Below are 26,518 nucleotides of genomic sequence, written 5' to 3' on the forward strand. Positions count from 1 at the left end.
CGCGCTGCTATCCTGTGAGTCGAAGGGTTATCTGGACGGTCTCCGGTCCGTCGTCGCGCGCGTATCGTGCCGGGCGAGCATCCGTGTCCGCGCGAGCCCGCCCTGTTCCTCTGTAGATGACACTCGCAGCGTATGCGGACTCGAAACCAGCCACCTCGGAATCCCACCGAGTAGGCGACCCGACCGTTCAGGACGGGCGAGGCCGTCACCGGAGAGGCCAGATTGGATCCGGAAGATTCGATTCCGCGAAACCCTTATCTTCTCTCGACTACTGTCTGTGTCTCGGTAACTCCACCCACGGATGGTCGACTGGAGTCCGGTTTCGCTCCGCCAGCGGCGGGTGAGTTCCGCAGACCATGACCACCGATGCGCCGGCCCCAGATGCGGTGTCGTTGTTCGACTACGTCACGACGGGCCGCCTGAGACGCGTCGGCGTCCCGCTCGTCGTCCTGCTCGTGCTCGCCGTCGAGCCGGCGGTCGCCCAATCCGTGGGCACGTCGTTCTGTCAGTCGGACCTCGCGTCGACGATCAAGAACGTCTTCACGCTCATCCAGTTCGGCGGGCCGCTGATCGGTGGTGTCGTCGCGTTGGGCGCGACGGTCGCGACGCCGATGGTGCGGCGCTCGGACCGCAAGTACGAGCTGACGACGATGCGGAATCAGGCGATCATCTGGGGCGTCATCGTCGCGCCGCTCGGGACCGTGATCCTCCGATTCCTCCTGAACAACGTCGTGGTCGGAGGGACGAGTTGCGGCTTCTGAGTCGGACACGCCTCCTCGCCGTCGTCGCGAGCGTCCTTATCGCGGGCGCGTTGAGCACCGCGAGCGCGGCGAGCGATGCGCGACCCGTCCCCGAGCACGGCGTCGACGCGGGTGCGTTCTATCCGCTCTGGTCGGGCGACGCCGATGGCGACCTCCCGGCGAACGCGAGCGGGGATCTGGCGACGCTGACGCGCGCGATCGACGTCCCATTCGACACCCCACCGAGCACGGTCGACGAGTGGAACACGGCGGACCTCGCGGACTTCCCCCGGAGTGACTGGACGCGCTCGATCCATCCGCCGGACGCCACGCTCCACTCCGAGGGGCTGATTCGGGACGCGTACGTCGAGGTGTTCGCGGTCGCGCCGTCCACACGCGCCCGCCTGGCACCGACGGAGACGCCGCTCCTGGTGGGGCGTCGCGGTCGCGTGCTCGCGACGACCGACTATCGGGTCGTGCTCCCGACCGCGACGAGCACGACGGGGTGGACGCTCACTAATCACTCGATCGAGTCGGTGACGCTCCGCGTCGACGGCGTCCCGGTTGACGTGACGCACGGGACGCACACGCCCGTGCTCGCGTTCGACGACCTCGGAACCGAGAATGGTGGGCGGCATACGCTCACGGTCACGGCGTCGATCCGCGTGGTCGCCATCGAGCATAGCCGACAGTCGGTGACGCGGGTGCTACGGACGACGGTGGAGACGCAGACCGTCACGGACTCGGTGGTGGTCCAGCGCGAGACGCTCGACGTGACCGGGACGCGGACGACATACGCGGACGGCACACGTGGGGTGGCGCTCACGAGCGAGATGCCGTGGGCGGGCTTCACGACGGCGAGCGGGCGCGCACAGGGCGCGTGGGCGTTCTATGCGGCGCGCGATCCCGCGTGGGACACGCTCGTCACGAGCACCGCGCACGGCGAAACCACGAGGCCCTCGCCACTCCGCCCCCTGCAGGTGAACGCGTATCCGCGCGCGAGCGGCGCGAGCGCACGCGGCGGCCTCGAGCTCCTCGGCGTCGAGGGGGCGACGCGGCAGACACCAACCCTCCCCGAGAACGTCTCGCTCGCCACCCCGGACGACGCGTACACCGCCACCCGGACACTCGCCGTCCGCGAACGCGCGCCCGGTCAGAACGTGACCGTCGTCGCGCACGGCCTCGTCCGCGGGACCGACGTCACGCTCGACGAACGCACACTCACACGGATTCCACAGCGGCAGAGTCGACTCACGCTCGAGCGCCTCGCGAGCACGCCCACGACCGTCACACTCGACCTCCACCTCACGGACGCGGCAACGGGCGACCCGATCGACACGAACGTCGTAGGAGGCGTGCTCACCCTCGACGGCGAGCGCGTCCAGACGAACGCCTCGGGTCGCGTCGTGCTGACGCTCCCCCGCGAAGATGGCGCGTTCACCGCCCGCTACGAGCCCACCCCGTGGTGGGGTGAGACGACACCGCTCGGCGCGAGCAGCGACAGCCACTACGTTCGGGACACCCCCGTCGACGTGCTCGGCGCACTCTACGGAATCGGCGTCCCCGTCGGCGTGCTCCTCGTCGCCGGCTTCATCCTCGACCGCGCGACCGGCTGGGGTCTCTGGCCACCGTGGAGGCGACTCTGATGGCGGACGCGTCCGGTGAGCGGTCCCCCGTTCGACTCGACGACACCGTCGCGTGGGCGGCGGTGGCGCGACCGCGGAGGCAGACCCGATGAGCTCACTCGTCGACGCCATCTCGCAGGCGATCCAGAACGCACTCGAGGAGCTCGTCACACCGGTCAGAGGGGTGATACAGGATAACGCCGACGACCTCCTGACAGCAGTCGTCGGCACCCCGATGCCGGACGTCGTCTTCGGGCGTCCGTCCGCGACGGTGTGGCCGAGCCTCTACGACTACTACTGGCACGACATCGTCCCGCTCGCACTCGCGCTGTGGGCGCTCTCGGTCGGTCTCGTGATCTTCGCGGAGTCGACGAGCCATCTCTTCAGCGGGTATCACCAGTCGCGGTTGAAGCGCCGGGCGTTCACGGGGCTCGTCGGGATCCTCGCGTGGTGGTGGGTGGCCGCGCTCTCGCTGCGCTTCACGAACGCGCTCACGGGTGTGCTCCTCCCGGACCTCTCGCAGGTCACGCTCTTCCAGACGCTCTCGGTCGGCGTCGCGGGCGCGCTCCTGGTCGCGGTCTCCCTGACGGTCGACCTCGTGGTGTTCCTCCTCGTCGCGTTCGTCTACGTCGCCCGCCAGGTCGTCCTCTATCTCTTCGTCCTGCTCACGCCGCTGTTGATCGCGCTCTGGGTGCCGGGCATCGGGCCGTTCGCGTACGTCTCGGGATTCGTGAAACGCCTCGGCGGCTTCTACGTGCCCTTCCTCCTGATGCCGGTTCCGGTGGCGATGCTCCTGCGGCTCGCCTCGGTCCTTGGCGAGAACTTCGCGCTCACCACCAGCGGCGTGTTCAGTTGGGTGATCGCGCTGATCATCCCGGTCGTCGCGTTGCTCTCACCGTTCGTCCTCGTGTGGCAGGCGGGGTCGCTGTTGCAGACGAGCGAGCGCTTCGCGCGACGGAGCTCCGTGGCGCGCGGGCGGGCGCGAGTCGGGCGCGCCCACGGCTACGGGAACGAGGGCGTGCAGGGCGGCCAGAATTTCGCGCGCGGCGTCCGGGGGCGGCCCGCGCTCCGGAGCGACGGCCAGGAACTCCGCACGGGGTCACGAGCGCACGCGGTCGGGTCGCGACTCGGGAGTAGCGGCTCACGACTCCGCGACCGCGTTCGCGCGACGGTGCGCCCCGAAGCTGCGGCGGCGGGCGCGACATCAACGTCGCGCTCGCGCGATGCGGACGTCGAGAGCCTGCGGACGGATCGTCGATCGAGCACCTCGCGTCGCACGCGCTCTCGGAGTCGCGACGACGACGAGGACGAACCACCCAGGTACATTCACTGATGCAGACACACGACCCAGACCCAGCGAAACGCATTCCGAAATCCCTCGGCACGGACGCGACCATCGTCGGCTCCTATACGCTCGCGGACGCCGCCGTCGCGCTCCTTCCCGCCGTCCTCGTGGTCCTCGCAGTCCAACTCCTCGTCCCGACCGACCTCCGCGTCGTGGGCTACACGGGCCGCGACCTCACCCTCCCGCTCGTGGGCGTCGCAGTCGCCGTCGGACTCGGCTTCGTCGCGATCACGCCGAGCTACACCTCGAGTCTCGAGTGGCTCACCACCCTCCTCGGGTTCTACCGGGGGCGACGCGAACACGACCACGCGAGTGCGGCGACGCGCACGCTCATCGAGCGCGTGCATCGCGACGCGGTCGAGCGCTCGGACGGCGCGTTCGTCGGGCTCGTTCGCGTCGACCCGCCGTCGATGGCGCTCGCCACGGACGAGGAGTGGGCACGCAAAGCCGGGGCGTTCCGGGCGTTCCTCGACACCACCATAGAGTTCCCCATCCAGTTGTACGCGACAACGCAGGCGTTCCCAGTTGAAGAGTATCTCGCGCAGTACGAGTCACGCCTCAAGGACCCGGACGTGACGGCGAATCCGCGTCTCGCGCGCCTGATCGAGGAGTACGTCGCGTGGTACGCGAACGACCTCGACGACCGCCGGATGACGATCCGCGACCACTACGTCGTCGTCCCGGTCACGCCGAGCGAGACGCACTTCGAGTCCGAGAGCGGGCTCGCGAAACTCACCCGGATTCCCGTCCTCGGCGTGTTCGTGGATGCGCTGCTCGCGCCAAGCGTCGAGGAGGAACGCGCCGCGCTCCACAGCGCGCTCGACTATCGACTGCGACGCGTCGAAGCCGGCATCCGGGCCATCGATGGGTGTCACGCCACGCGCGTCCCCGCGAGCGAGGCCGCACGCGTCATCACCGAATACTGGCACGGCCACCCCGTCGAGTACGGCGACCTCGAGCAGGTGTTCCGGACGCGCCCGCTCGTCGAGCGCGCAGGAGGGCGCCCATGACCTGGCCGTGGCGGCGCGGTCGAACCGACGCCGAAGACGACGAGCACGAGTCGGCGCCCACCACCGCGGACAGCTCTCCAGAAGACCTCGACGTCGGTGCGGTGCATCGGTCGGTCGTCGCACCCGACGACCTCGAGGAGACGGTGTCGGGTGTGCGGCTGGGCGATCGGTGGGCGCGCACGCTCTGGATGGGCGAGTTCCCGGACGCCCCCACGGACGGCTTCCTCGAAGGCGTCTACTCGGCCGTCGAGACCCGCGAAACTGACGTGAGCATCCACCTCACGCCACGCGACACGCAGGCCACCCTGCACGCGCTCGAGAACCAGATCGAGACCCTCGAAGCCGACTACGACTACCTCAGCGAACGCCACCGCGCGGGCGCCCGCGGCGTCCGGACGGACCTCGAGGACTACCGCGGCCTCTACGACACACTGCGGAACTCGCCCGTGCGGCCGTTCGACGTCTCCATGTACCTCACCACACGCTCCCGGGGCGAAGAACCGGAGACGGACGGCGTCGCGAGCATGGCGCGACGCGCGCCCGCGAACCTCACCCCCATTCATCCCCGCTGGGCGCAACTCGACGCCTACACGTCCGGGAGTCCGATCGCGGTCGACGCGTTCAGCGACGGCGTCGATGCGACGACGCCCATGCTGAGCGGCGCGGTCGGCGCGATGTTCCCGTTCGTCGCCGGCGCGTTCGCCGAACCCGGCATCGAGTACGGCACCTACGCATTGACGGAGAGCCCGCTCATCCTCGACCGCTTCGCGCGCGACACCGGCTACTGCACGATGGTGATCGGCACCTTGGGCGCGGGCAAATCCTTCTCCACGAAACTCCAGCTCCTCCGACGCGCGATGTACGACCCGGACACGATCATCGTGATGCTCGACCCCCTCCAGGGCTTCCGGAGCGTGAACGACGCCCTCGGCGGCGAACGCGTCACCATCGGCGGGACGCGCGGCCTGAACCCCCTCGAGCTTCGCCCCACGCCCCCCGAGGTGTTGGCGGCCGCAGGCGACGTCGACCCGTGGAGCGAGCAGATCACGTGGGTGCTCTCGTTTTTCGCGACCTTCTTCGAGCACGTCGCCACCAACCCCCTGGAGGAGCGCCGCCAAACCCTCCGCAGAGCCGTCCAACTCACCTACGAGCGAGCCGGTATCACGAGCGACCCCGCGACGCACGCGAATCCCTCACCCACCATCACCGACCTCCTCAGTGTCCTCGAAGCCCTCCTCGACGATCCTGAGCAGTATGGGTATCCGACGGCGGGCGAACAGGCGAGCGTCCGCGCGGACGCCCAATCCCTCCTCACGGACCTGCGGCCCTCCTTCGGGCCTGCTGGGGATCTCCGAAATCTCGCCCAGCCCACCGAGCTCGCCCTCGACGCGAACGTCCTCTACCTCGACCTCCACCAGGAGGAGGGCGTTCGGGGCCACGAGACCAGCCTCACCATGCAGGTCCTCTTCAACGCCGTCTACGAGCGCGCGAAGGAGACCACGAAACGCGTGGTGTTCGTCATCGACGAAGCCCACTACCTCATGCGGGACGCGACGAGCCTCGAGTTCCTCGAGACCGCCGTGCGACACTCGCGCCACTACGACCTCTCACTGCACTTCATCACGCAGACCGGCGGCGAGTTCGCGCTCACGCCCGAAGCACGGACGATCGCGGACCTCTGCTCGCTCGTCCTCATCCACCGCGTGAACGAGGAGGCGGAGAAACTCCGCGAGTGGTTCGACCTCAGCGAGCGCGAGGTCGCGTGGGCGCGCTCGGCGAAAGCCGGGAACGACGCCGATGGCTACTCGGAGGCCTTACTGGGTATCGACGGCGACGGCTGGTTCCCCATCCGCGTCCGCGCGAGCGACTACGAACGCCGCGTCCTCGAGGACACGCGAGAGCGCCAGACATCGCTCGTCGACGACGACGCCGAACGGGCGCGCGCGGCCGGCCACGGGAGGGAGCGATGACCCGCTACGACGCCGTCCCGGACGTGTTGTGCGCCCGCGACCAGTGGGTGTGCTGGCGGAGCGCCGAACGCGACGGCACACAGACGAAACTCCCCGTCGACCCCCGAACGAAGCGGCTGGCGTCCGTAAGCGATGCGGCGACGTGGAGCGACTTCGAGACCGCGCGGACTGTCGCACGAGACGACGGAGCCATCGCGGGCATCGGCTTCGTCTTCACGCAGGGGGACTCGTTCGTCGGCGTCGACCTCGACGCCGCGCGCGACCCCGAAACGGGACGCCCCGACGAGGACGCGAAAGCGATCGTGGGGCGACTCGACTCCTACACCGAGGTCAGTCCTAGCGGTACCGGCTACCACGTCATCGTCGACGGAACCCTCCCCAGTGGTGGGAATCGCGCCGGGACCGTCGAGTGCTACGAGCACGCCCGCTTCTTCACCGTCACCGGCGACCACGTCGAGGGCACACCCGAGACGATCCGCGAACGCCAGGCCGAACTCGCGGCCGTCCACCGCGACTACGTTACTGGCCCACTACAGAAGCAGTCTGACCACGCAGTATTACCAGACAAATCCCGAAGTGGCGGCGGGACGAACGACAGCACTGGATCGACGGACGGCGCCGCAAGCGCGGGGAACGGCCTCACCGACGACGCCGTCCTCGAGAACGCCCGCAGCGCGAAGAACGCCGAGAAATTCACGCGCCTCTGGCGCGGCACCACCACCGGCTACGACAGCCACTCCGAGGCCGACATGGCGCTCGCGTGCCACCTCGCCTTCTGGACCGCGAAAGACACCGCACAGATGGACCGCCTCTTCCGCGACTCCGGGCTGTATCGTGCGAAATGGGACGACCCACACTACGCCGACGGGAGAACCTACGGCGACGCGACCATCGAACGCGCCTGCCGAATCACCACCGACGTCTACACGCCCAGCCGAGGTGAAGCGAGTACGGCGCGCGACGAGACAGACACCGAGCGTCTCGCACGCGACGTCGCGCGCCTCGAACGCACCATCGAGACCACGACCAGCGAGCGAGACGCGATCGCCGACCTCACCACCCAGGTCGCGTCGCTCGCCACCCAACTCGAGTACCTCAACGACGAACTCGCGACCGAACGCAGGAAACGCAAACGCCTCGAAACCAAGGTCGCGATGCTCGAACGAGCGGACGGACGGTCGTGGTGGCAGCGATTTCGGGGGTGACCGGGCGACGTCATCTCGGTCCGCTTCAGCGAACTCGTCGTACTCCGTCAGATTAGAGGGAACGCCGTCCCCGAAGTACTTCTCAACCAGCAATAGTCGTTCTCGACCTCCACGCTCGTCTACGACGACGAACGGTCCTCTGCAGGCTCAGGGTATCGAGCCTTTGGAGCACGCTTCAGCTCTCGTGGAGTTCGGTGACGCGCTCGCTCACCCAATCGAGGATCGCGAAGAGAACCTCGAGTGCGTGTGTCCCGAGTGGAGATTCAATAGCGGTCCCAGCGTTCGGCGGCGGGTGGAAATGGCTTCGGGGCGCGTCCGTCTTCGGATGGCGGTCCCACCGACACTGGTAGTACTCGGTATCGCGCGTCTCGATATAGTGGACGTAGTAGTCGTCAGTCGTGAACCAATGGAGTTCGAGCCGGACAGCATCGACGCCCACAGGGTAGGCGTCGGCGTCGAGTTCAATCTCGAGAAATCGAGGTGAGATAGCGGTCGGTTCGAAGGACCACGCCGCAACGAGAGGATGTGTCACTGCGCGGCGACCAAGTGTTCGAAGCGTCGTCGCGTCGAGACGGCCCTGCGGAGTCTGGTCATCCCCGTCTGGCGTTGGCGGCATCGAGATCGGGGGTCAGGCAGAGGCGGTGTCGCTGGTGTCTCGGCGCTGCTCAGCGCGATGGGCGGCCTGCTGGAGGACCTCGATGTCGTGGCGGATACTCCGCCACCGACTCAGCGCGTCCCAGCGGTCGTGGATCGTCTCGTGGTCGACATCCTCGAACTCGTGGGGTGAGACGGCGTCAGGACTTGGCGCGTCGAATCGCTGCTGGAGCGTGTCGTCTTCCTGGATGAGGTCGTCGATTTGGGCGCGGAGTTCGTTCGGGGTGTGGTCGCGGGCGAGATCCTCGATGCGCTTCCAGCGGAAGTACGCCTCGTTGCGGCGGTACTCGACAGGGCGGCTCCCGCGTGTCTCGACGATCCCCATCTCGTCGAGCTGCGAGAGCGCGTCACGGGCACCGTCCGTCGAACACGACGCCTGCTCCGCGATCTCGCTCACGGTCTCGTAGGTAGAGAGCGTCGTGACGATATCGTAGACGCGTTGGAAGGTGGTCCGCTCGTCGGTCCAGCGACTCCGTGCCTCACCATCAACTCCGGACGACGGAGCGGCCCCCGGGGACTCCTCGCTCATATACAGCTATCGTCGCCGCTAGACGATATATCTTGTGTATAGTCGAGATATATCTAAGGCGAGGGTGTTCGGATTGCTGATTGAGTGGGGCCGCAGATCCGTCGTGCGCTCGGTGTGGCGAACGTCGAGCCCCGAGGCGGTGTGTGACGTGGAGTGACGCAGCACTCAACGGACGACAGTCGCGACCGCCGAGCGTTTTTCACTCATCGCGGACGAATCGCTCCGTATGGCTGGCGTCTCCATCCTCCACGACGACGACGAAACCGCGATGCGGGTGCTCCGTGCGCTGCAGCAGACGCTCACCAGCGGCACCTCGCACGTCAGAAACGACATCATCAGCTCCGTACGTGCCGCTCGACGCCGCGGGGAGGCCGGCACCGACCGCGCGACCTGCCTCGCGATCGATATCGCGGTCGATGGAACGCTCCAGCACGACTACACGCACGTGCGCCCCCTCAACGAGATTTCGTTCGCGGACTTCCACGAACCCGTCGTCCTCGTCGTCCCCGTGGAAACCCGCGAGGTCGGCGCCGCGCTCGAAGAGGCCGTCAGAGACGCACGCGCCACGTAGCCACAGTCCAGACCGGGCAGGAAGCTAGCCGTCGATACGCGACGCCAACGCTCGCACGTCGGACGACAACCGATAGTGGTCCGATCCGGACGGCGGCACTCCACGACACCTACTTCATAGTTTATTGCGCTTTGCCGGATCACCCGCGTGCACGGCGTCGAACGACCGTCCCATGACGCCTTCCACGACCAACTCGACAACCGCGATATATTCGGAATCGCCATCAGACACAGACACAACGAAGGCTGCGGTGGCATCTACGACACGTGGAAGAGCGACATCGCCTACGACGTCGTCGATGTAGTCCTCGGCGAGTTCGACGTGGCAGCCCGTATCTATCGGTGGGTCGTTCGGGGGAGAAACATTCTGACGGTGGTGTGGTTGAAGTCACGGTTTCCTGTTGTGGGAGACGACGAAACAATCCGAATAGAACAGGTCCTCAGCACCGGAGAACACTCTGGCAGTGGTGTCTGAAAGACAGATCCAGTAATTCGAGTGAAAAGACATATCTCGATGTATTGCATCCGACCGAACAACTATGAAAGCCGTCGTGCTCGCCGCCGGCGAGGGAACACGGCTCCGACCACTCACCGAGGACAAACCCAAGGGAATGGTCGAAGTCGACGACACACCGCTGTTGACCCACTGCTTCGAACAACTCGTCGACCTCGGCGCCGACGAGCTCGTCGTCGTCGTCGGCTACCTCAAGGAGAACATCATCGAGTACTACGGCGACGAATTCGACGGCGTCCCCATCACCTACGCCCACCAGCGCGACCAGAACGGCCTGGCACACGCCCTCCTCACCGTCGAGGAGCACATCGACGACGACTTCATGCTCATCCTCGGCGACAACATCTTCGACGCCAACCTCGAGGACGTCGTCCGACGACAGCGCGAAGACCGCGCCGACGCCGCGTTCCTCGTCGAGGAAGTCGAGTGGGAAGAAGCCAGTCGCTACGGCGTCTGCGACACCAACAAGTACGGCGAAATCACCGACGTCGTCGAGAAACCCGACGATCCACCGTCGAACTTGGTGATGACGGGCTTCTACACGTTCTCCCCGGCCATCTTCCATGCATGCCACTTGGTGCAGCCGTCGAACCGTGGGGAGTACGAGATATCGGAAGCAATCGACCTGCTCATTCAGAGCGGGCGCACCATCGACGCCATCGGCATCGACGGCTGGCGCATCGACGTCGGGTATCCGGAAGATCGGGACGAAGCGGAAAAGCTGATACAAGAATAAAATAAATCATGTGCTCAAGAACTACCGGTAAATCCGATACCTGCTTACGGCCGATTAATAGAGGAGGCCGAATAAAACGAGAGGAGATATGAATATATTAGTACTATCTCGAGAATTCCCCCCTCATGTACTAGGAGGGATATCCTATCACCTAACCAACCTATACAACAAGATTGCTGACCGGGGCCATGAAGTAACTGTTTTAGGTGGAAAATGCCCCCAGTCATGGGATGAGTTAGCAGATGAAGTCTCAGACCAGATCAAGACAATTCCTGTAGAATTTGGATATCGGAAGGGGTACTACGTCCTATATCCCCTCGCTCTTAGAAAGAAGATACATGATATAGATACATCAAGGTTTGATATCGCCATCGCACACACACCAATACCGTATACCATCCCAGGTCTACCCCTTGTTACAAAATATCACGATTGCACTCCAATGACTCGAAAATACATGCGGAAGAGCTTATCAACTAGTGATAAAATAGGAGATTCACTTCTACAACCATTTCGAACAGTGATTAATAATAGGTCATTTAAAGTTTCAGACTATGCGATATTTAATAGTACGGTGAATATGTCTGGGTGGGAAGAGAAATATAGTATCGAATGCCCACAAGAGATCATATATAACGGGGTCGACACAAGCAAATTTTATCCGGTTGAATCAAGCAAACGCGATGGTGTACTCTTTGTCGGAGATTCAAACCAAAAAGGGCTTAAATCAGTAATTAGATACGCTGATAGTAATCATCGGCCAGTACATATTGTGGGGGATGTGGACATTGCCCACTCAAATATTGTCTGTCATGGGCGTGTCCACCAAGATCGTTTGAGGGAATTGTACTCCCAGTCAGCAGTAACAGTACACCCTGCGCATTTTGAGTCGTTCGGAAATGTTGTTGTAGAGTCTCTTGCGTGTGGAACCCCAGTAGTGACGACATCCAGTTGTGGAGCATCAGAGGTTTTGACCGATGAGGCAGGAGTGGTTACAACCAACATTAAATCAGGGGTCAAAAAGGCATCCAATCTCAATGCTGAAGACTGTGTAAGTATAGCGAGACAATATTCTTGGAGTACAGTCGCAAAGCGGACAATTAAGATATTTAAACAGGTCATCACATCGTGTGCTAATCCAGCGGGTCTCTAAGCCTAACTACTCAGAAGAAAAGTTATTACGTGAGTATAGGATAGAGCCAATATGGTCCGGAACATTGTAGTGCTCTGTTTAGATTCTGTCCGGAAAGACTATTTTGATCGATACGCTGGTCGAATAAAATCAGCGTCAGATATATCGTTCGAGGCTTGGCGTTCGACAAGCTCATGGACAGTCCCTAGCCATGGGTCAATGTTTACCGGTGACCTGCCTCATAAGTCCGGAATACACATTAATAATTGTGATATTGGTGGTGTGAGCCGAAATAAAACTCTAATCGGGGATCTGGCGGATTACAAAACAATTTGTGCGAGTGCAAACGGCTTCTTAAGTCCGGCATTTACTGCGGATTCTCTTTTTGATGAATTCATATATACTGCCCCGAGTCAGCGATTTACTGAAGGCATAAATATTAATAATTTTAAGCGGAAAGAAAGTGGAGAAGATAGAACTGAAATAGTAGAATTTCTGCGGTCCGCTATCACTCATGACCATCCCCTCAAGAGTTTTCTCAATGGTGCGTTTATGAAATTGAATTATCTGCCCCAGAATCTACCGGTTCCGTCACCATTTGATGACGGGTCCCGTGTTATTCAGAACCGCGTGAAAAGTACTCTAAAGACCCAAGAGCAGCCAGTATTTCTTTTTGTTAACCTTATGGAAGCACATGGACCACACCAGCCAATGTACAACTATGATAGGGGTATTTACACCGGACCATTGTCGTGGTCATCGAGTGAGCTTACAGAGGCAGCGCGCTTACCCAAAGATAACGTTGAGGAACCAGAACTAAAGTATTTCCGTGAAATATATGCGGCAGCTATCGATTATCTTGATAGAAAAGTTAAGAAGATGATTGAGGAATGGACTACTGTACTGGAAGGCGAAACTACATTCATCATCACTTCTGACCATGGAGAGAACTTAGGGTATGAATCTGAAGACTATCGGCTGGGTCATGAGTCCTCACTTTCCGAGGGGTTACTTCACGTGCCAATGGAGATAATTAATCCACCAGCAGGGAAATCCCCGGATTCAAGTAGTTTATACTCACACCTTGACTTCCGTGATTTAATCGGTGGGCTGGCACAGGACCACTGGAATATCTCACCACGTGACAGTGTCCCTGCTGAAAGAGTTGGTACGGACCTTGACCAAGGAACTGAATCTGCAGAGAGGATGATTCGAACAATCATTGGTGGGGGTAAAAAATACATTTGGGATTCGCAGGGAGCTAGTAAGTGGTTTGATATAGAGATTAGTAAGCCGTCGATGCAGGAACCGACTACGGAGAACCATCAAGTAGACATTAGCGAGTTTTTTGATAGAAGCATCGACGACGTGTTAGGTTCTATGGAGAGACGAGGAGAAGAGCTCCCGGAAGAGTCGATCGATAGACTCGAAGATCTAGGATATATATAAATGGTTCTGAAGGCGATTGGTATACGTGGCCTAATCAAAACGCTGTGGAATTACCCCCATATCTCAGGACGAGGACTTCGGGTATTATTTGGGAGGAAGACACATATAGACATACATAACAAATCTACTATTATTTGTGCTGGGAAGTTCTTATTCGGGATTAACACTTCTGCGGTACATGATAGTAGAGGAGGATCACGATTAGAGATTGGTCGTGATGGAAAGTTGATAATATCTGCAGAAGACGGCGCTGCACGGATGGGTCCAGCAATGCAGGTGCGAATTAATGGGGAATTCACCATGAGCGGGCCAAGCTACATATCCGGTGATTCCTATATCGTATGTGACAGCCAAATTGAGATTGGAAAAGGATGTGCAATATCATGGGGGGTTGACATTATGGATTCAAATATGCACCACATTGAAGAAAGTGGGACAGAAAAGCCAATTAAAAATCCCATATCAATCGGGGATAACGTATGGATTGGAGCCAATGCAACGGTGCTACCGGGAGTAGAGATCGGAGACGGTGCAATAATCGCAGCAAATAGTGTCATCACTAATGATGTTGATACCGAAACACTAGTTGGTGGAGCACCTGCGAGAACTATTCAAAAGAATGTTGATTGGCATTAGGTTTATTCAGAGAGTGGTGAGGGTTAACAAGTGGCCTTGACTATTAAAGATTCCCTTGGTGAAAGAGCCCCAGTCAAGATAGTAATAATAGCCCTGGTTTGGGCGATATTACTCAGCTGGTTTATTCGAGTGTATCCCTCTATGGGTAATCCAGGGTTAGTTGGCGGTTATGGGGCAACCCACGACTGGGGTCGGTTTCACATAGCGACGACGGGAACAATACAACAGATACCAGACCCAATTACTAGCGTTTCAAGTCGTATGATTGTCAGGCCGGACATATCAGCCATTCTCTTGGCCATCATATCCGTCATATCTGGGAAAACTGGGTTGGGGCCAGGGCTTAGACTGCTTCTTTCCATCCCAAATCTATCTTACTTCCTTCTCGCACTAATTGGTGTGTCTGTGCACCGGCGTATGAATCGTAATTCAGGATTGTATTCAATAGTATTAATATTTATATATGGCCTATTCATATCTGGTATATTTATTGATTTTACAAAGCATAGCTTACTCTATGCCGGGTACGGATTATGCTTCTATTCTCTAGTCTTATATATCATGTACCGCATAAATCTGAGTGGTTTTGATCGCCGGTGGATTCTACTCCTGTTTGCCTGCTCCTCCGTAGTGATGATGGTATACCATACTATTGCACTACTCGCTCTATTCATTATTCCTTCATTTTATATTATTGAATATATAACCTCAATAGTGAGGCCGGCACTTCAGAGAAGAAAACATGAGTCGATTTATATACGGATTTTAGCAATATCATTTATCGTGGTTTCTGTTGGCCTATACTATTCAGGAATCATATCCGAGTTAGTTATAAAATTGACGTGGTTCTTTGTTAATAGCTCACAGAAAGCAGAGTCACTCTCTGCAGCGAAAACATCAGTCTTCTACGCATCTCTGAGTTTTGGTCAAAATCCGCTACAAGCGGTTAGCTCAATTAGCAAAGTAATGCTACGTGCAGGATACGTTCTTGTGATTATATATTTCATGTATCTCATAGTTGGCCGGGATCGCAACCAGAATACAGTATTTATAATTATGATCTTATCATTATATCCAGTAGTTTTCATTATGTATTATTCATACGGTGGTATTGGTGTCGGTGTGCGAAGAACTGCCGCTGCCGGGACACCTGTTCTCATGTTTATCATACCATATATTTTAACAAAAATACGTGGGATTCGCTTGAAGAGGGCAATGTACATCTTCATTGGCGCTTTAGTAGTTCTCTCAGTAGCCACACAGGCTCCAATTATACATGATACCCAGCGCTTCACGAATGATGAAGTGGCTGCCGTAGGATTTACCGGAGAGAACGTTCCTGATGATCAGTTAATATTTACTGAGCCAGAGGTCGGTAACGGACTCGTCTATTACAATCAACTTGGAATCGCTATTGTTCGGCCAGTATACCAAGGTTGGACAGGTGATGTAAGGAATATTTATTTCAATAAGAGTTACGTGGAATCCGAGAGAACAATTCAAAAAACAATCAGAAGCCAGATAGTGGACAGTTCATACGAATCAGAAAGATACCTCTCATCAAGTTATATATTTACTACAAAAAGGTTGTCAGAGCGGGGTGTGAACTTGGAGAGTCTAACCTATCCCGAAACTCCTCCAAAAGATTTCTACAATAGCTTTGATCAAGGCTACAACCGAGTGTATCACTCAGGGAATGGACTGCTGTATAAAGACAGCTAACGCTCACCCAAATAAAGAATAATATTTCCCGAAGACCTGACTCAGGAGAGCAGAGAGGAGCGTAATCAGAATATAGCCCGGAGCATAGGCCGGCCGACGCGCGAGCTCTTGAATAAGTATTAACGGGGATGTTTCATCGTTTTTCGACCTGATTTGAGCCACTCGGGAGTTGTCTTGGTATGCAGATAAACTCTTGAAATAGCTTATTTTTTGAGAGAGGATATCGAACAGCGATGGGTCACCAATATTATGAAATATAACATTATGTGTATGACCGATTGTAGCGCCCGTTCTGAAGACTAATTCATGCAATTCAAGATCCTCTTTATATAGCAAATGTGGGTTATGGCCACCGACAGATTCGTATAAATCCGACTTGAGAAATCTTAGGTGCCCAGTCTTTTTACGACGTGAAATGGCTTTTCCGATGTCTGTACATTCCGCCCAATATGAATCCCCGACATTGATTTCGGGGATAATAAGCGCCTCAAAGTCCTTGGTAAGATCGACGCATTCGTCTATAAGATGTGGTGATAGTTCCATGTCAGAATCCACATGAAAGAGGAAATCGCCTTTTGCTTCTTTCGCCCCTCGTACTCGAGATGCAGCCATTCCTAACTCGGACTTAATAATACTAGTATTGTATCTCCGGCAGATATCTAAAGTCCGATCTGAGCTCCCTCCATCAACAACTATAACTTCTATATTATCATATTCCTGTTCCATGAGGGATTCAATACATTCCGATATTGTCTGTTGACTGTTGTATGTCGGTATTATTACAGATACTAGTGGGCGTCGTGAAGTAACTCGGCTCATTAGTGGTATATTTACAAGGTTTAGAAAACAATCTTTCGGTAGTAGGCGGCAAGGACAGACTGCATCAAGGAACTCAGATGCTTTTAATATATTCATCCATTTGCTCTACGATTCTGTTCCAAGAATGCTTTGCTGCCCAATCCATTCCCTGATCTGAACATCTCTCATATAATTCAGCATTACTCAATAATCGGGAGATCGCATCTGATACGCTATCTGCATCTGGTTGAACAAGGAGTCCTGTCTCGCCTGGAACTATAGCGGAAGGGACACCACCAGTATTTCCACCGATAACCGGCACTCCAAACGAGTTGGCTTCTAGAAATACGATACCAAACCCCTCTACGCTACCACGCTCTTTCATAAACATACTTGGCATAACAAACAAATCTGATCTAGCGTAGTATTCTGGTAGGTCATCCTCTGGCACATAACCTTCGAAATGTACTTGATCACCCATCTCTAGCGATTTGACTAAGCGCTTAAGCTCCTGTTCCATCTCACCTGCACCAACTATATAGTAGTCTACATTGAAGTTTGAGATCGCCCTGATAGCTTCTCTATGTCCTTTTCGCTTAACAAGCCTTCCAACAGTAAGTAAGGTCGCTTGAGATGAAAGTCCCCTATGCCAAGACCTTGGCCCGCTATCTTTTCCTAATGCGATAAGCGATGGAGACACACCTGGATGTATGACAGTAATATCAGCCGTGGGACTTAGCTCTACCTGGGCCTGTGTCCAACTGCTATTCGCAATAATTCCATCCGCACTACGTAGACCAACCTGAGATAGCCTTTTCATCACTTCTTTCTTCATACCAGTTCCAATGAGGCTATTTCCATGGACATGCACACATACTTTCTGCGGAAAAGCACATCCTAGAGAAGCATAGAAAGGGTGTGTAAAGTATAAAACATCATATTTTTTATTTATCGATTGTATTTTTTGTAGACAGTATAACAAACCCCGAAGGCCACTCATATTGGGTACTGTGTGTATGTCAACTTGATCTACGTTAATATCACGTTCATCGTTACCAGAGGTCAATACATCTGCATTAAGTGAGGTGTATTTACAATAATTATATGCAACACTACCAATACCACCACCGTTTGGAGGGAAATCAGGAGTGACTACAAGGATTGCGGGAGAATCAACAGTAGCCATGGGAACTAAGATACATCCGGATTGTAGCAAAACTCTTTCTATGTTCTCAAAACAGTAATCTAGATAGAGGAGTTCTAATCAGTAGTCTAATGAGAATGTAAACTCACATGTTACATATGAAAACGACGATTTCAGTTCCGGGCGAGTTCCATGCCCCAGAGCTTGCCGCCGGACTAAACCAAAGAGAGGCGTTACGCTCCTATTACACAAGCCTTCCTAAACGATTTGTTTCAGGTAAGGTTCCAAAAACAAAGATCGAGTCTCTATGGCTAGCAGAGATATTTGGGCAAGTAAGCCACCGAGTGCCTCAAGTCGAAACAGCGCTCCCTCTACGTAACTGGAACCGTCCCCTATTCCGAACTAAACAACGCCTATTTGATTGGATGGTTGCTAGATCCCTCCCACCAGCACAGGAGAATGAGATTTTAGTTGGATTCTCAGGTAGTATGCTTAAATCAATAGAGTCTGGAAAAGAGAAGGGGTATATAACGGTTGTTGAGCGTGCCTCTGCACATATTCGAGAGCAACAGAAGATCCTAGACCGTGTGTATAATAATCATGAAACAGATAGAGCACCGCCGATATCAGATAATTTTGCGAGAGTGGAAGAGAAGGAATATAGGAAATCTGATTATATTGTAGTTCCATCACGTTTTGTTAGAGACTCATTCGAGAAGCATGGCGTCAAAAGTGATAAAATAATCACTATTCCTCTAGGCGTGTCTATAGATGGGCCTACTAATCAGACTAAACAAAAACGAAGGCCCGAGCGAGTAAAGAAAGTTGTTGGCGATAGTCCATATGTTGTTTTTATAGGGGGTGCTAGATTACGTAAAGGAACACACCACCTAATTAAGGCATGGGAGAATGCAGAGATAGAATCACATGATCTAGTCATTATCGGAACTGTCGAAGATATTCTCCGCCAAGAGCTCGAAAAGACAGGTGAAGATGTACATGTGTTGGGGTGGGAAGATCGAATTGATATTTGGTACGCAAATGCTGATCTCTTCGCATTCCCTTCATTAGAGGATGGATTTGGACGTGTTGTGTTGGAGTCTCTTAGTTATGGTACACCAGTTATAACCACAGAGAATACTGGTGCTAAAGACTGCATTCGAGAAGGGAAAGACGGACTTGTAATTCCTGCAGGGTGCGTAGACTCACTTAGCAGTTCCATTAAACTAGGTATATCCAAGGAATGGGACAGAAGAGATATAATCGATCATGTATCATCAAATTATAGTTGGGAGGCGTATAACGAAAGGGTTGCATCAGAATATCAAGGCATGGTTAAAGAGATGGAGTAGCATCAAGATGTTCCAGGTATATAGTCTAAAAGCGTATTGTTATAATAGTGACTAGATAATGAGTGACGTTAGAAGATTAGTGAGGAACGCGTCATTCCTCTTTGTAGGATCAGCTATTGCGGACGCAGGAGCGTTCGGTTTCCGGCTACTAGTTGCCAACGAATTTGGTGCCTCAGAATTCGGACTATATTCGGTATCCCTAATGACGGTTAGTGTATTAACGTCAATAGCGCTTCTTGGTCTTCCCGATGGTGTCATTTCCTTCGGAAGTAGATTCCGATCAAAAGGTCAATCTGACAAAGTCGTAGGTGTCTTAGTCGCGAGCTTTGTGATTATAATACCACTTTCTACATTATCATCAGTCTTCCTATGGATGGGGGCTCCAGATCTAGCAAGTATAATATTCCAAAATAGCGACCTTGTTCCAATTCTGCGTAAATTTACCTATTCTATTCCCGCTAAATCAATTGCTTCTCTTACCGGGGCTTTCTGCTTGAGCTATGAGCGTGCAGGACTTTCATCAATAATTCGTCAAGTGTTCCCTAAAGCAGGTCCGTTCATTGCTGCTGTATTCGTTGTCTTATCTGGTGGAGGACTGGTAGCTATTATAGAGGTTTACGTAATTTTGTTGTGGGTGATAGCAATTGGTGGTCTTGTAGTCACATACAGCATAGTCAAAAAGGAGGGATTTAACCGCATTTCAACTAATTTTAGGTCTTTGCTGAAATTTTCGACACCACTATTCATATCTGGATTTATTGGCTTCTTCTTGAATTGGACAGATACTCTCTTAGTTGGGTACTTCATGACTAGTTCTGATGTAGGTGTGTATCAGGCGGCATTCCTTCTTGCGACATCTATTGCGATCTTCCAACGGGTTATTTCGGACAGTTTATATCCTAACTTTGGGTCACTATTAGCAAATGATGAAGAAGCAATGCTCCGCGAACGATATAGGTCAGGGGTGGAATGGGTCGTGGTTTTGACGGCTGCTCCCTGTCTATTTCTCATCCTTTTCTCTCGTACTTCTCTCTTAATGTTATTCGGTACAGACTTTGGTTCTGGGTGGTGTGCTCTAATAATACTCCTACTAGCTCAATTTGCCGCAGTTTCTATTGGGCCAGCGACAAATTTATTAAAAATAATGGGTTTTTCGCGGTATATACTTGGAAGTTATATCGTGGCTGTATTCGCCAACACGATTTTGAATGTCTTCTTAATTCCGCGATATGGCTTACTCGGAGCAGGAATCGCTACTTCGGTTGGAATATTATTTTCGAACATACCACACTTTGTGCTAGCGAAACACAAAGCTGGAATAACACTTCCATATATGAAGCTGGGTAGTGTAGTTTTCATTGCGGCTACTGTCTCTATATCTATGAGAATACTTTTGGACAAGCCAGAGACAATACTGTCATTTATACTGTTCATATCTGTATTCTCAATGATATACACAGCACTCCTAATCATGTCAGGGATTGTGAATGTATCAGATCTGGCTCGCCTGTCACCTGTTTAGCCCCGAAGTTATTTATACCCGAGTGCCTGCAGTCGGTCCTCGATCTCCTCACCAACGTCGTCATCATCGCCAACGCTCTCGCCGTTCTCGACGGCGACGCGCTCCTCGACGTGCGCTTCGAGTTCGTCACGGAGCGAGCGGTCGGTGGTGTCGGTGAACTCGACAGCACCCGTCTCCTGGTCGCGCTCACAGAAGCAGGCGCCGTCGAGCGTTCGGAGCGCGTACCGCCGGAGATGCGCGTGATCGTTCTCGCCACGAGCCTGAGAGAAGACGCGCCGATCGCCCTCGACGTTGTCGAGGAGCGAGAAACCAGCGCCACGGCCGACCACGTTCTCCATCGTCTGGACGATGTCGAGGGTGCTCACGGGCGTCTCGACGATGCCGTCCGCGCCACCGGGCGGCCGAACGAGGAGCGGGACGTGCGTGATTTCGTCGTGGAGATAGCGCGGATGCTCGTAGTAGCCGTGTTCGTCGAAGGCGTCGCCGTGGTCGGCGGTGAAGATGAGGAGGGAGTCCTCAAGGAGGTCGCGCTCGCGGAGGTCGTCGAGGAACTCGCCGATCCGCATGTCGTTGTAGCGAATCTCGGCGTCGTAGAGGTCGATCAGTAGTTGCCGCTCGGTCTCGCTGATCGACTCGGGGTCCGCGATGGCGCGCTGATAGAGCGATTGCGCTTCCGAATCGGACACCCGCTCGTCGGTGTAGCGCGTGGCGTGTCCGCGTGGGGGCTCGTACGGCCCGTGGGTGTCCATGTAGTGGTTCCAACAGAAGAAGCGCTCGCCGTCGAGGCCGTCGATCCACTCGAGCGACCGCTCGTTGATCTCCTCGGCGCGCGCGTAGTGCCGATTGCGGAGTTTGTCGAGCGCGCGCTGGGCGAGCGCGATGAGTTTGTGCTGGCCGAGATGGAGGTCGTCGTCGAACTCATCGAACCCACGGTCGAAGCCGTACGCTCGCGAGACGTAGGGGTTCGAGTGGAACCCGCCGGTCGCGAACCCCTCCTCGGAGAGCGTCGATGCGATGGTATCGGTCGCGAGCCGGTAGTCGGAGCCGATCGCGACGTCCGGATACTCGCCGGTCAGCAGTGCGGGCACGGCCTCACGCGTATGCGAGCTCGCGCTGTACGCGTTCGTGAACGTGATGCTCTCCTCAGCGAGCTCATCGAGGACCGGCGAGGTGTCGCGATGATACCCGTGATAGGAGAGGTGGTCCGCCCGAAGCGCGTCGGCGGACAGGAGAATGATGTTCCGTGGCGATTCACTCATCATAGTAGTTCTGGCCATCGAGTGATTTGTTTCTTCCGGAGATGACAGCGGGTCAATACGCGGATGCGCAGTCAGGTCGGGCACGAGACTCGAGCGAACGGCCGAGCGCGGGCGCTATCGATGCAGGGAGTGAGAACGCGGACGGCGGAACCAGGAGAGCGGGAGGGAAACGCGGCGTGGCCCAAGATACTGCTCAGGCACACGGGGGAGTCGCCGTTCCATCCGGCTAGTCAGGGGGGGACTCGATCATGAGGAAGTCGATGAGTAAGTACTGGATGAAGTACTCACGGTAATCGCCCTTCGCGTCGTGGAACGCCGCGAGGCTGACCGCCGCGATGAGTTCACTGATCGCGACGAAGGTGTTCCCCGAGAGACCTAACGTCCCCCAGTAGGAGGTGAAGGACCCAATCCCAGAGAAGAGCCCGAAGAAGACGCCAGCACCGAACACGAAGTAGAGTATCGCGAGACAGACGAAGGTCAGATGAGTGCTCCGATAGAAGGCGTGGATCGCTTGGAAGGTCCGGGACCGTCCTTGTCCATGCATGTGAATCCGCGCCCGAACGTAGAGATAGAGGGTCTCCAGTTCGGTCGCACTCGCGTCGGCGCGGTCATCCGGGAGGTCGGGAGAGTCAGCGAACGTCGTCGCGACGTCGTAGAACTCGTCGACCGTCGCGGGGTCGAGTAACTCCTCAGTTCCCTGGAGAACGTCGACGAAGAAGTCCCGATGGGAGCGTTTTCCGAGGATGTTATCGATGCTCTCAGCGATCGTGTGTAATCCACGCCCGGCAATATAGCCACTCACGAGCAACACGACCACGAGTCCGGCAGCGTCGACCGGGGTCTCCTTCGGGGCGAACGGGAGAACGCCGAGAACCAGCGCGGCACCCGGAATGAGCATGCTGAAGAAATCATAGAGGTCGAACGTCGACGAAGACGCGCTCAATAGTCCACTCCCTCCAGCGGCCATTACACCCTGCTACCGGAGGAGGTCTCTTGAGAGTTGCGTGAGGCTACCAGTACACTCATATGGTCGAGGTGTGATTTTCCGGGTATGAGCCAGCGCACCCGGAGTTCGAAGCCCGATACATTCGAGGTGGGTGCTGGCACTCTCGGACTCCTAGCTGCCCTCTTCTTGTTAGCCGTCGCGCTCGAGCCGTCCGTACAGACAGCGACGGTCGTATCGTGGCTCCCCTTCGCCGCACCATTCCTCGCCGCCTTCGTCGCCCTGCTCTATCGTGGTTCCCAGAGATGACCATCACGGAGTGGGCGCGGTGTCGCAGTCGCGGTTCAGTAGCCACGACATGTGTCGGTGAGAAGAAGCGTTGAAGGGGCTGTTTGACCAGGAATCGAACACCAGCCGATGAATCTCTGTTTCGTCTCCAACGTCGTCTACCCCTTCGTCACCGGCGGCGCCGAGAAGCGCATCTACGAGATCGGCACCCGGCTCGCCGACGAGGGCCACGACATCACCCTGTACGCGCGCCATTTCTGGGACGGCCCCGAGGTGATGGAGTACGAGGGGATGACGCTCCGTGCGGTCAGCCCGGAGCGCGAGCTGTACACGGGCGACGACGGGGAGCGCTCGATCACGGAGGCGCTGGAGTTCGCGACGGACGTCGTCGTGCCGTTGCGCCGCCATATCGACGAGCACGACGTCGTGGTGGCGAGTGTCTTCCCGTATTTCCCGGTGCTCGCCGCCGAGATCGCGACGCTCGGCACCGGAACGCCGCTGGTCACGACGTGGCACGAGGTGTGGCGGGACTACTGGGAGGACTATCTGGGGTATCTGGCGCCGTTCGGGAAGGCGGTGGAGCACGCGACGGCGCGAGTCCCACAGCATCCGATTGCGGTGTCGGAGCTGACGGCGGGGCGGCTCGCAGAAATCGGACCCGATCGGGACCGGATTCGCGTCGTGCCGAACGGGATCGATTACGAACAGATCCGGGAGACGACGCCCGCGAGCGACGGCTTCGACGTGCTCTTTGCAGGGCGGTTGATCGAGGACAAGCGCGTGGACGTCCTCCTCGATGCCTTCGACCGGGCGTCGACGGACGAGACGCTCGGTATCGTCGGGGATGGGCCGATGCGCGAGGAGCTCGAAGCGCACGCGCGAGGGCTCGATAGCGCAGGCCGGATCACGTTCACGGGGTTCCTCGAGGAGTACGCGGACGTCGTGGCGCAGATGCGTGCGGCCGAGGTGTTCGCGTCGCCGTCCACGAGAGAGGGATTCGGGTTGACGTATGCGGAGGCGATGGCGGCGGGGTGTACGGTGATCGGCGCCGAGCATCCGGACTCGGCCGCGGACGAAGTGATCGGGGAGGGTGGGTTCCTCGCGACGCCGACGGTCGACGGTGTGTCGGCCGTCCTGGAGCGGGCGCTAGCTGGTGAGCGACCACCGAGCGACCCGGTGACGCGTGCGGGGATGTTTAGTTGGGACCGGATTGCCACGGATGCACTGGACGCGTATCGGGCGGCCGTCGATGGCGAGTGGTAGGTGGCCGCACTGCCGGGTGGGTGGTGTTCGGGTGACGCCGACGGGCATCGTTCGCGCCGTCGCGAAGGGCGAACCGTCGAGCAGATAGAGGGGCCCCGGTGCGAGACTGTCGTCGAGAAACGCGACACACCCACCCCACCGCTTCCGCTGTACACAGCCTCCATGATATGCCTAGTCTGCGACCTGCCTCTCTCTTCTTGTATGTTAACAGCGGAAGCAGTGGGGTGGGTGTGTTCCTCAGGGACTTCAAACGTACGAGTGAGATAACCTATTCACACTGACCTCGAGCCGGCGCGGCGCCGAGTCTTCGAAGTCGACCCGTCGACGGCGACAGCGTTCGAATTGGATGGCATAACTGCTCGATTACTTCAGGCCCGTACTAGCAACACCGAATAGCTCTAGAGACGGAGACCGTAGCCATCTCAAACGGACGGCTCACGACCGATATCAGGACAGATGAAACGCGGTGTCGCCACGGCATCTCTCGGGGGAAGGCGACAGCGGGCTATGTCGTGGTCGGCACCGACTACGCGGAGTCGTCGACAGAGGAATACTGGCGACACCGGGGCCCATCCAGCACTATCGGTCGACGACAAGGTCGTGCAGGCGAACCTCCGCGCGGCGACGACCGACGACACGGGCGAGGCGTGCAATACCGGGACGGGGAGCTCGGTGAGCATTCGCGGGCTCGCGGAGACGATGCGCGACGCCGCAGACACCGGGTCGGAGATCGTTCACACGGACGCGCGCGACGGCGACATCAAGGAGAGCGTCGCGGACATCTCGAAGGCGCGGGAGCAACTCGGCTTCGAGCCACAGGTCTCGCTCGACGAGGGCCTCGAGCGACTGCTCAGCGAACACTGAGGGCATGTGCTCGCTGGGACTGACGTTGTACGTCAGGTGGCCGCATCGTCGGCGGTGCGGCGAGCGAGCCACTCGGGGAGGGCGGTATCGAGTGCGTGCGGGCCAGCGCCGGTGATGATGAGGGCGGACGCGAGGCCGAAGAGGGAGATGTGCGCGAGAACCGGGTCGTCGGGGAGGCCGAAGAGCGTGAGGGTGAACATGAGGAGGGCGGTGAGCGCGTCCGCGCGCGTGAACAGCCCGAGGATGAGCGCGGTGCCGAGTGCGATCTCTGCAAGGGCGGCCCCGAGCACCCAGAGGCCGGGGTCGACGGGGACGACCTGAGTGAGGTTGTATTTCGCGACGACCTGGAGGGCGGGACCGGGCGCGAGCAGTTTCTCGACGACGCCGAGGTAGAGGAACGTCACCCCGAGGCCGGCGCGGACGATGGTCGGGACGAACCGACGGGAGGGCGCGACGCGGTCGCGGAAGACGCCGGTAACTCGATGCACGGGGTCGATTCTGCCGTACGTCGTGCCGTCGGCGGCTGCGATGGTTTCGAGGACCGCGTCAGCGCTCGGGCGGCCGCTTCCGAGCAGGATGAGGACGGTGAAGCCGGCGACGTACTCCATGGCGAGGAGGAGTTCCGGGCGGACGAGGAGCACGCCGAGATAGGCGAGCAGCCCGAGGAACGCGGCGACACGGGTCGCGAGCCCGAAGAGGAGCGCGAACCCGAGTCCGATCTGCACGAGTCGCGCGAGCGGCGCGAGTATCGACCCGGTCGGCGTTACCGCCGGGCTGATGAAGTAGCCGGCGAAGCCAGCGCCGACGAGCGGCAGCCCGAAGCTCAACCGGAGCAGCCACGGGAGGAGGTCGGCGTAGTCGGTGACCGCAGCCCGGAACACCGCGATATCGCGCTGGAGCGGTCGTCGTCGCAGATACGTGACTGCGGCGGCGACGACGGCGACTGCACCGCCGACGAGGACGGCCACGTGAAACGGGTGGGAGAGCACGTCGACGAGGAACTGGACGGTGTCGACGTGCCCACCGCCCTCCGCAGTGTAGTCGACGTGAGCGGCGGCCGGCCTCGCAGTACAGAGGACTGCGAGGAGCGTCGCGACGGCGAGGCGGCGGTAACGGGGGTGGGTCCCGGAGCGCATAGCCGTCTGGACGGCCGCCCTCCGGAAACACCTGTTCCCCGCACGTTATGACGGGGAGTAGAGTGCGTGCGGCCGTTGCTCGGGTGGAGGCACTCCCGTTCGCTCCGGGTGA

Annotated in this window: 25 protein-coding genes; 18 read left to right on the forward strand and 7 right to left on the reverse strand. The window is 57.5% G+C overall.

Annotation, left to right across the window (positions count from 1 at the left end; translation table 11 throughout):
• The first annotated feature begins 356 nt into the window (after positions 1-356).
• The 6 genes from EFA46_RS12620 to EFA46_RS12645 all read left to right on the forward strand — a co-directional run bounded on the left by EFA46_RS12620 (position 357) and on the right by EFA46_RS12645 (position 7,895).
• A complete protein-coding gene (locus tag EFA46_RS12620) occupies positions 357-761 on the forward strand; it encodes a hypothetical protein (protein ID WP_123077993.1) in 405 nt (134 codons plus the stop codon).
• The gene (locus EFA46_RS12625; RefSeq protein ID WP_123077995.1) at positions 749-2,386 is read left to right on the forward strand and encodes a hypothetical protein; all 1,638 of its coding nucleotides are present in this window, start codon (positions 749-751) and stop codon (positions 2,384-2,386) included. The genes EFA46_RS12620 and EFA46_RS12625 overlap by 13 nt, the downstream gene beginning before the upstream one ends.
• A gap of 88 nt (positions 2,387-2,474) precedes the next feature.
• Positions 2,475-3,698: a hypothetical protein gene (locus EFA46_RS12630; RefSeq protein ID WP_123078443.1), complete on the forward strand. Its 1,224-nt coding sequence runs from the start codon at positions 2,475-2,477 to the stop codon at positions 3,696-3,698.
• On the forward strand, positions 3,698-4,720 hold the full coding sequence (locus EFA46_RS12635) for a hypothetical protein (protein ID WP_123077997.1): 1,023 nt from the start codon (positions 3,698-3,700) through the stop codon (positions 4,718-4,720). The genes EFA46_RS12630 and EFA46_RS12635 overlap by 1 nt, the downstream gene beginning before the upstream one ends.
• Positions 4,717-6,690 carry a VirB4 family type IV secretion system protein gene (locus EFA46_RS12640; RefSeq protein WP_176969890.1) on the forward strand — a complete coding sequence of 658 codons (1,974 nt, stop codon included), beginning with the start codon at positions 4,717-4,719 and terminating at the stop codon, positions 6,688-6,690. Before EFA46_RS12635 ends, EFA46_RS12640 begins: the two co-directional genes overlap by 4 nt.
• Positions 6,687-7,895, forward strand: a complete 1,209-nt coding sequence (locus tag EFA46_RS12645) for a hypothetical protein (protein ID WP_176969891.1) — start codon at positions 6,687-6,689, stop codon at positions 7,893-7,895. The genes EFA46_RS12640 and EFA46_RS12645 overlap by 4 nt, the downstream gene beginning before the upstream one ends.
• Positions 7,896-8,070: 175 nt before the next feature.
• On the opposite strand, the gene EFA46_RS12650 is transcribed toward EFA46_RS12645, so the two are convergent.
• Together EFA46_RS12650 and EFA46_RS12655 are read right to left on the reverse strand one after the other, a co-directional pair.
• Complete coding sequence (locus EFA46_RS12650) at positions 8,071-8,511, reverse strand: hypothetical protein (RefSeq protein WP_123077999.1); 441 nt, start codon at positions 8,509-8,511, stop codon at positions 8,071-8,073.
• A 12-nt stretch (positions 8,512-8,523) separates the two neighbouring features.
• A complete protein-coding gene (locus tag EFA46_RS12655) occupies positions 8,524-9,078 on the reverse strand; it encodes a hypothetical protein (protein WP_123078001.1) in 555 nt (184 codons plus the stop codon).
• Positions 9,079-9,304: 226 nt separating this feature from the next.
• Between EFA46_RS12655 and EFA46_RS12660 the strand changes: the two genes are divergently transcribed.
• From EFA46_RS12660 to EFA46_RS12690, 7 genes are all read left to right on the forward strand, one after another.
• On the forward strand, positions 9,305-9,649 hold the full coding sequence (locus EFA46_RS12660) for a hypothetical protein (RefSeq protein WP_123078002.1): 345 nt from the start codon (positions 9,305-9,307) through the stop codon (positions 9,647-9,649).
• Between the two features lie 147 nt (positions 9,650-9,796).
• Complete coding sequence (locus EFA46_RS12665; protein WP_123078004.1) at positions 9,797-10,123, forward strand: hypothetical protein; 327 nt, start codon at positions 9,797-9,799, stop codon at positions 10,121-10,123.
• A 64-nt stretch (positions 10,124-10,187) separates the two neighbouring features.
• Complete coding sequence (gene aglF, locus EFA46_RS12670) at positions 10,188-10,898, forward strand: UTP--glucose-1-phosphate uridylyltransferase AglF (RefSeq protein WP_123078006.1); 711 nt, start codon at positions 10,188-10,190, stop codon at positions 10,896-10,898.
• Between the two features lie 88 nt (positions 10,899-10,986).
• Positions 10,987-12,051: a glycosyltransferase family 4 protein gene (locus EFA46_RS12675; protein ID WP_123078008.1), complete on the forward strand. Its 1,065-nt coding sequence runs from the start codon at positions 10,987-10,989 to the stop codon at positions 12,049-12,051.
• 51 nt (positions 12,052-12,102) lie between these two features.
• Complete coding sequence (locus tag EFA46_RS12680) at positions 12,103-13,479, forward strand: sulfatase-like hydrolase/transferase (protein WP_123078010.1); 1,377 nt, start codon at positions 12,103-12,105, stop codon at positions 13,477-13,479.
• Entirely contained in the window at positions 13,480-14,115 is a 636-nt protein-coding gene (locus EFA46_RS12685) for a DapH/DapD/GlmU-related protein (RefSeq protein ID WP_123078012.1), read from the forward strand.
• Positions 14,116-14,145: 30 nt separating this feature from the next.
• The gene (locus EFA46_RS12690; protein ID WP_148040703.1) at positions 14,146-15,837 is read left to right on the forward strand and encodes a hypothetical protein; all 1,692 of its coding nucleotides are present in this window, start codon (positions 14,146-14,148) and stop codon (positions 15,835-15,837) included.
• A gap of 3 nt (positions 15,838-15,840) precedes the next feature.
• On the opposite strand, the gene EFA46_RS12695 is transcribed toward EFA46_RS12690, so the two are convergent.
• Together EFA46_RS12695 and EFA46_RS12700 are read right to left on the reverse strand one after the other, a co-directional pair.
• On the reverse strand, positions 15,841-16,752 hold the full coding sequence (locus EFA46_RS12695; protein ID WP_123078014.1) for a glycosyltransferase: 912 nt from the start codon (positions 16,750-16,752) through the stop codon (positions 15,841-15,843).
• Positions 16,730-17,821 (reverse strand): glycosyltransferase family 4 protein, encoded by a 1,092-nt coding sequence (locus EFA46_RS12700; protein WP_123078016.1) that lies wholly within the window; start codon positions 17,819-17,821, stop codon positions 16,730-16,732. Before EFA46_RS12700 ends, EFA46_RS12695 begins: the two co-directional genes overlap by 23 nt.
• 116 nt (positions 17,822-17,937) lie before the next feature.
• Here EFA46_RS12700 and EFA46_RS12705 point away from each other — a divergent pair, with 116 nt between their 5' ends.
• Positions 17,938-19,131 (forward strand): glycosyltransferase family 4 protein, encoded by a 1,194-nt coding sequence (locus EFA46_RS12705; RefSeq protein ID WP_158604278.1) that lies wholly within the window; start codon positions 17,938-17,940, stop codon positions 19,129-19,131.
• A gap of 58 nt (positions 19,132-19,189) precedes the next feature.
• Entirely contained in the window at positions 19,190-20,653 is a 1,464-nt protein-coding gene (locus EFA46_RS12710) for a flippase (RefSeq protein WP_123078018.1), read from the forward strand.
• An 8-nt stretch (positions 20,654-20,661) separates the two neighbouring features.
• Here the strand turns inward: EFA46_RS12710 and EFA46_RS12715 are convergent, their stop codons facing one another.
• A complete protein-coding gene (locus tag EFA46_RS12715; RefSeq protein ID WP_123078447.1) occupies positions 20,662-21,912 on the reverse strand; it encodes a sulfatase in 1,251 nt (416 codons plus the stop codon).
• 226 nt (positions 21,913-22,138) lie between these two features.
• Positions 22,139-22,879, reverse strand: a complete 741-nt coding sequence (locus EFA46_RS12720) for a hypothetical protein (RefSeq protein WP_123078021.1) — start codon at positions 22,877-22,879, stop codon at positions 22,139-22,141.
• Positions 22,880-22,963: 84 nt separating this feature from the next.
• Between EFA46_RS12720 and EFA46_RS12725 the strand changes: the two genes are divergently transcribed.
• From EFA46_RS12725 to EFA46_RS12735, 3 genes are all read left to right on the forward strand, one after another.
• Positions 22,964-23,164, forward strand: coding sequence for a hypothetical protein (locus tag EFA46_RS12725; RefSeq protein WP_123078023.1), 201 nt, complete (start codon positions 22,964-22,966; stop codon positions 23,162-23,164).
• A 108-nt stretch (positions 23,165-23,272) separates the two neighbouring features.
• Positions 23,273-24,406: a glycosyltransferase family 4 protein gene (locus tag EFA46_RS12730; protein ID WP_123078025.1), complete on the forward strand. Its 1,134-nt coding sequence runs from the start codon at positions 23,273-23,275 to the stop codon at positions 24,404-24,406.
• 600 nt (positions 24,407-25,006) lie between these two features.
• The gene (locus tag EFA46_RS12735) at positions 25,007-25,270 is read left to right on the forward strand and encodes a GDP-mannose 4,6-dehydratase (protein WP_370529280.1); all 264 of its coding nucleotides are present in this window, start codon (positions 25,007-25,009) and stop codon (positions 25,268-25,270) included.
• A gap of 32 nt (positions 25,271-25,302) precedes the next feature.
• On the opposite strand, the gene EFA46_RS12740 is transcribed toward EFA46_RS12735, so the two are convergent.
• On the reverse strand, positions 25,303-26,406 hold the full coding sequence (locus tag EFA46_RS12740; RefSeq protein ID WP_123078029.1) for a DoxX family protein: 1,104 nt from the start codon (positions 26,404-26,406) through the stop codon (positions 25,303-25,305).
• Between the last annotated feature and the right edge of the window lie 112 nt (positions 26,407-26,518).

Source organism: Halarchaeum sp. CBA1220 (assembly GCF_003721175.2).
GTDB classification, from domain to species: domain Archaea; phylum Halobacteriota; class Halobacteria; order Halobacteriales; family Halobacteriaceae; genus Halarchaeum; species Halarchaeum grantii.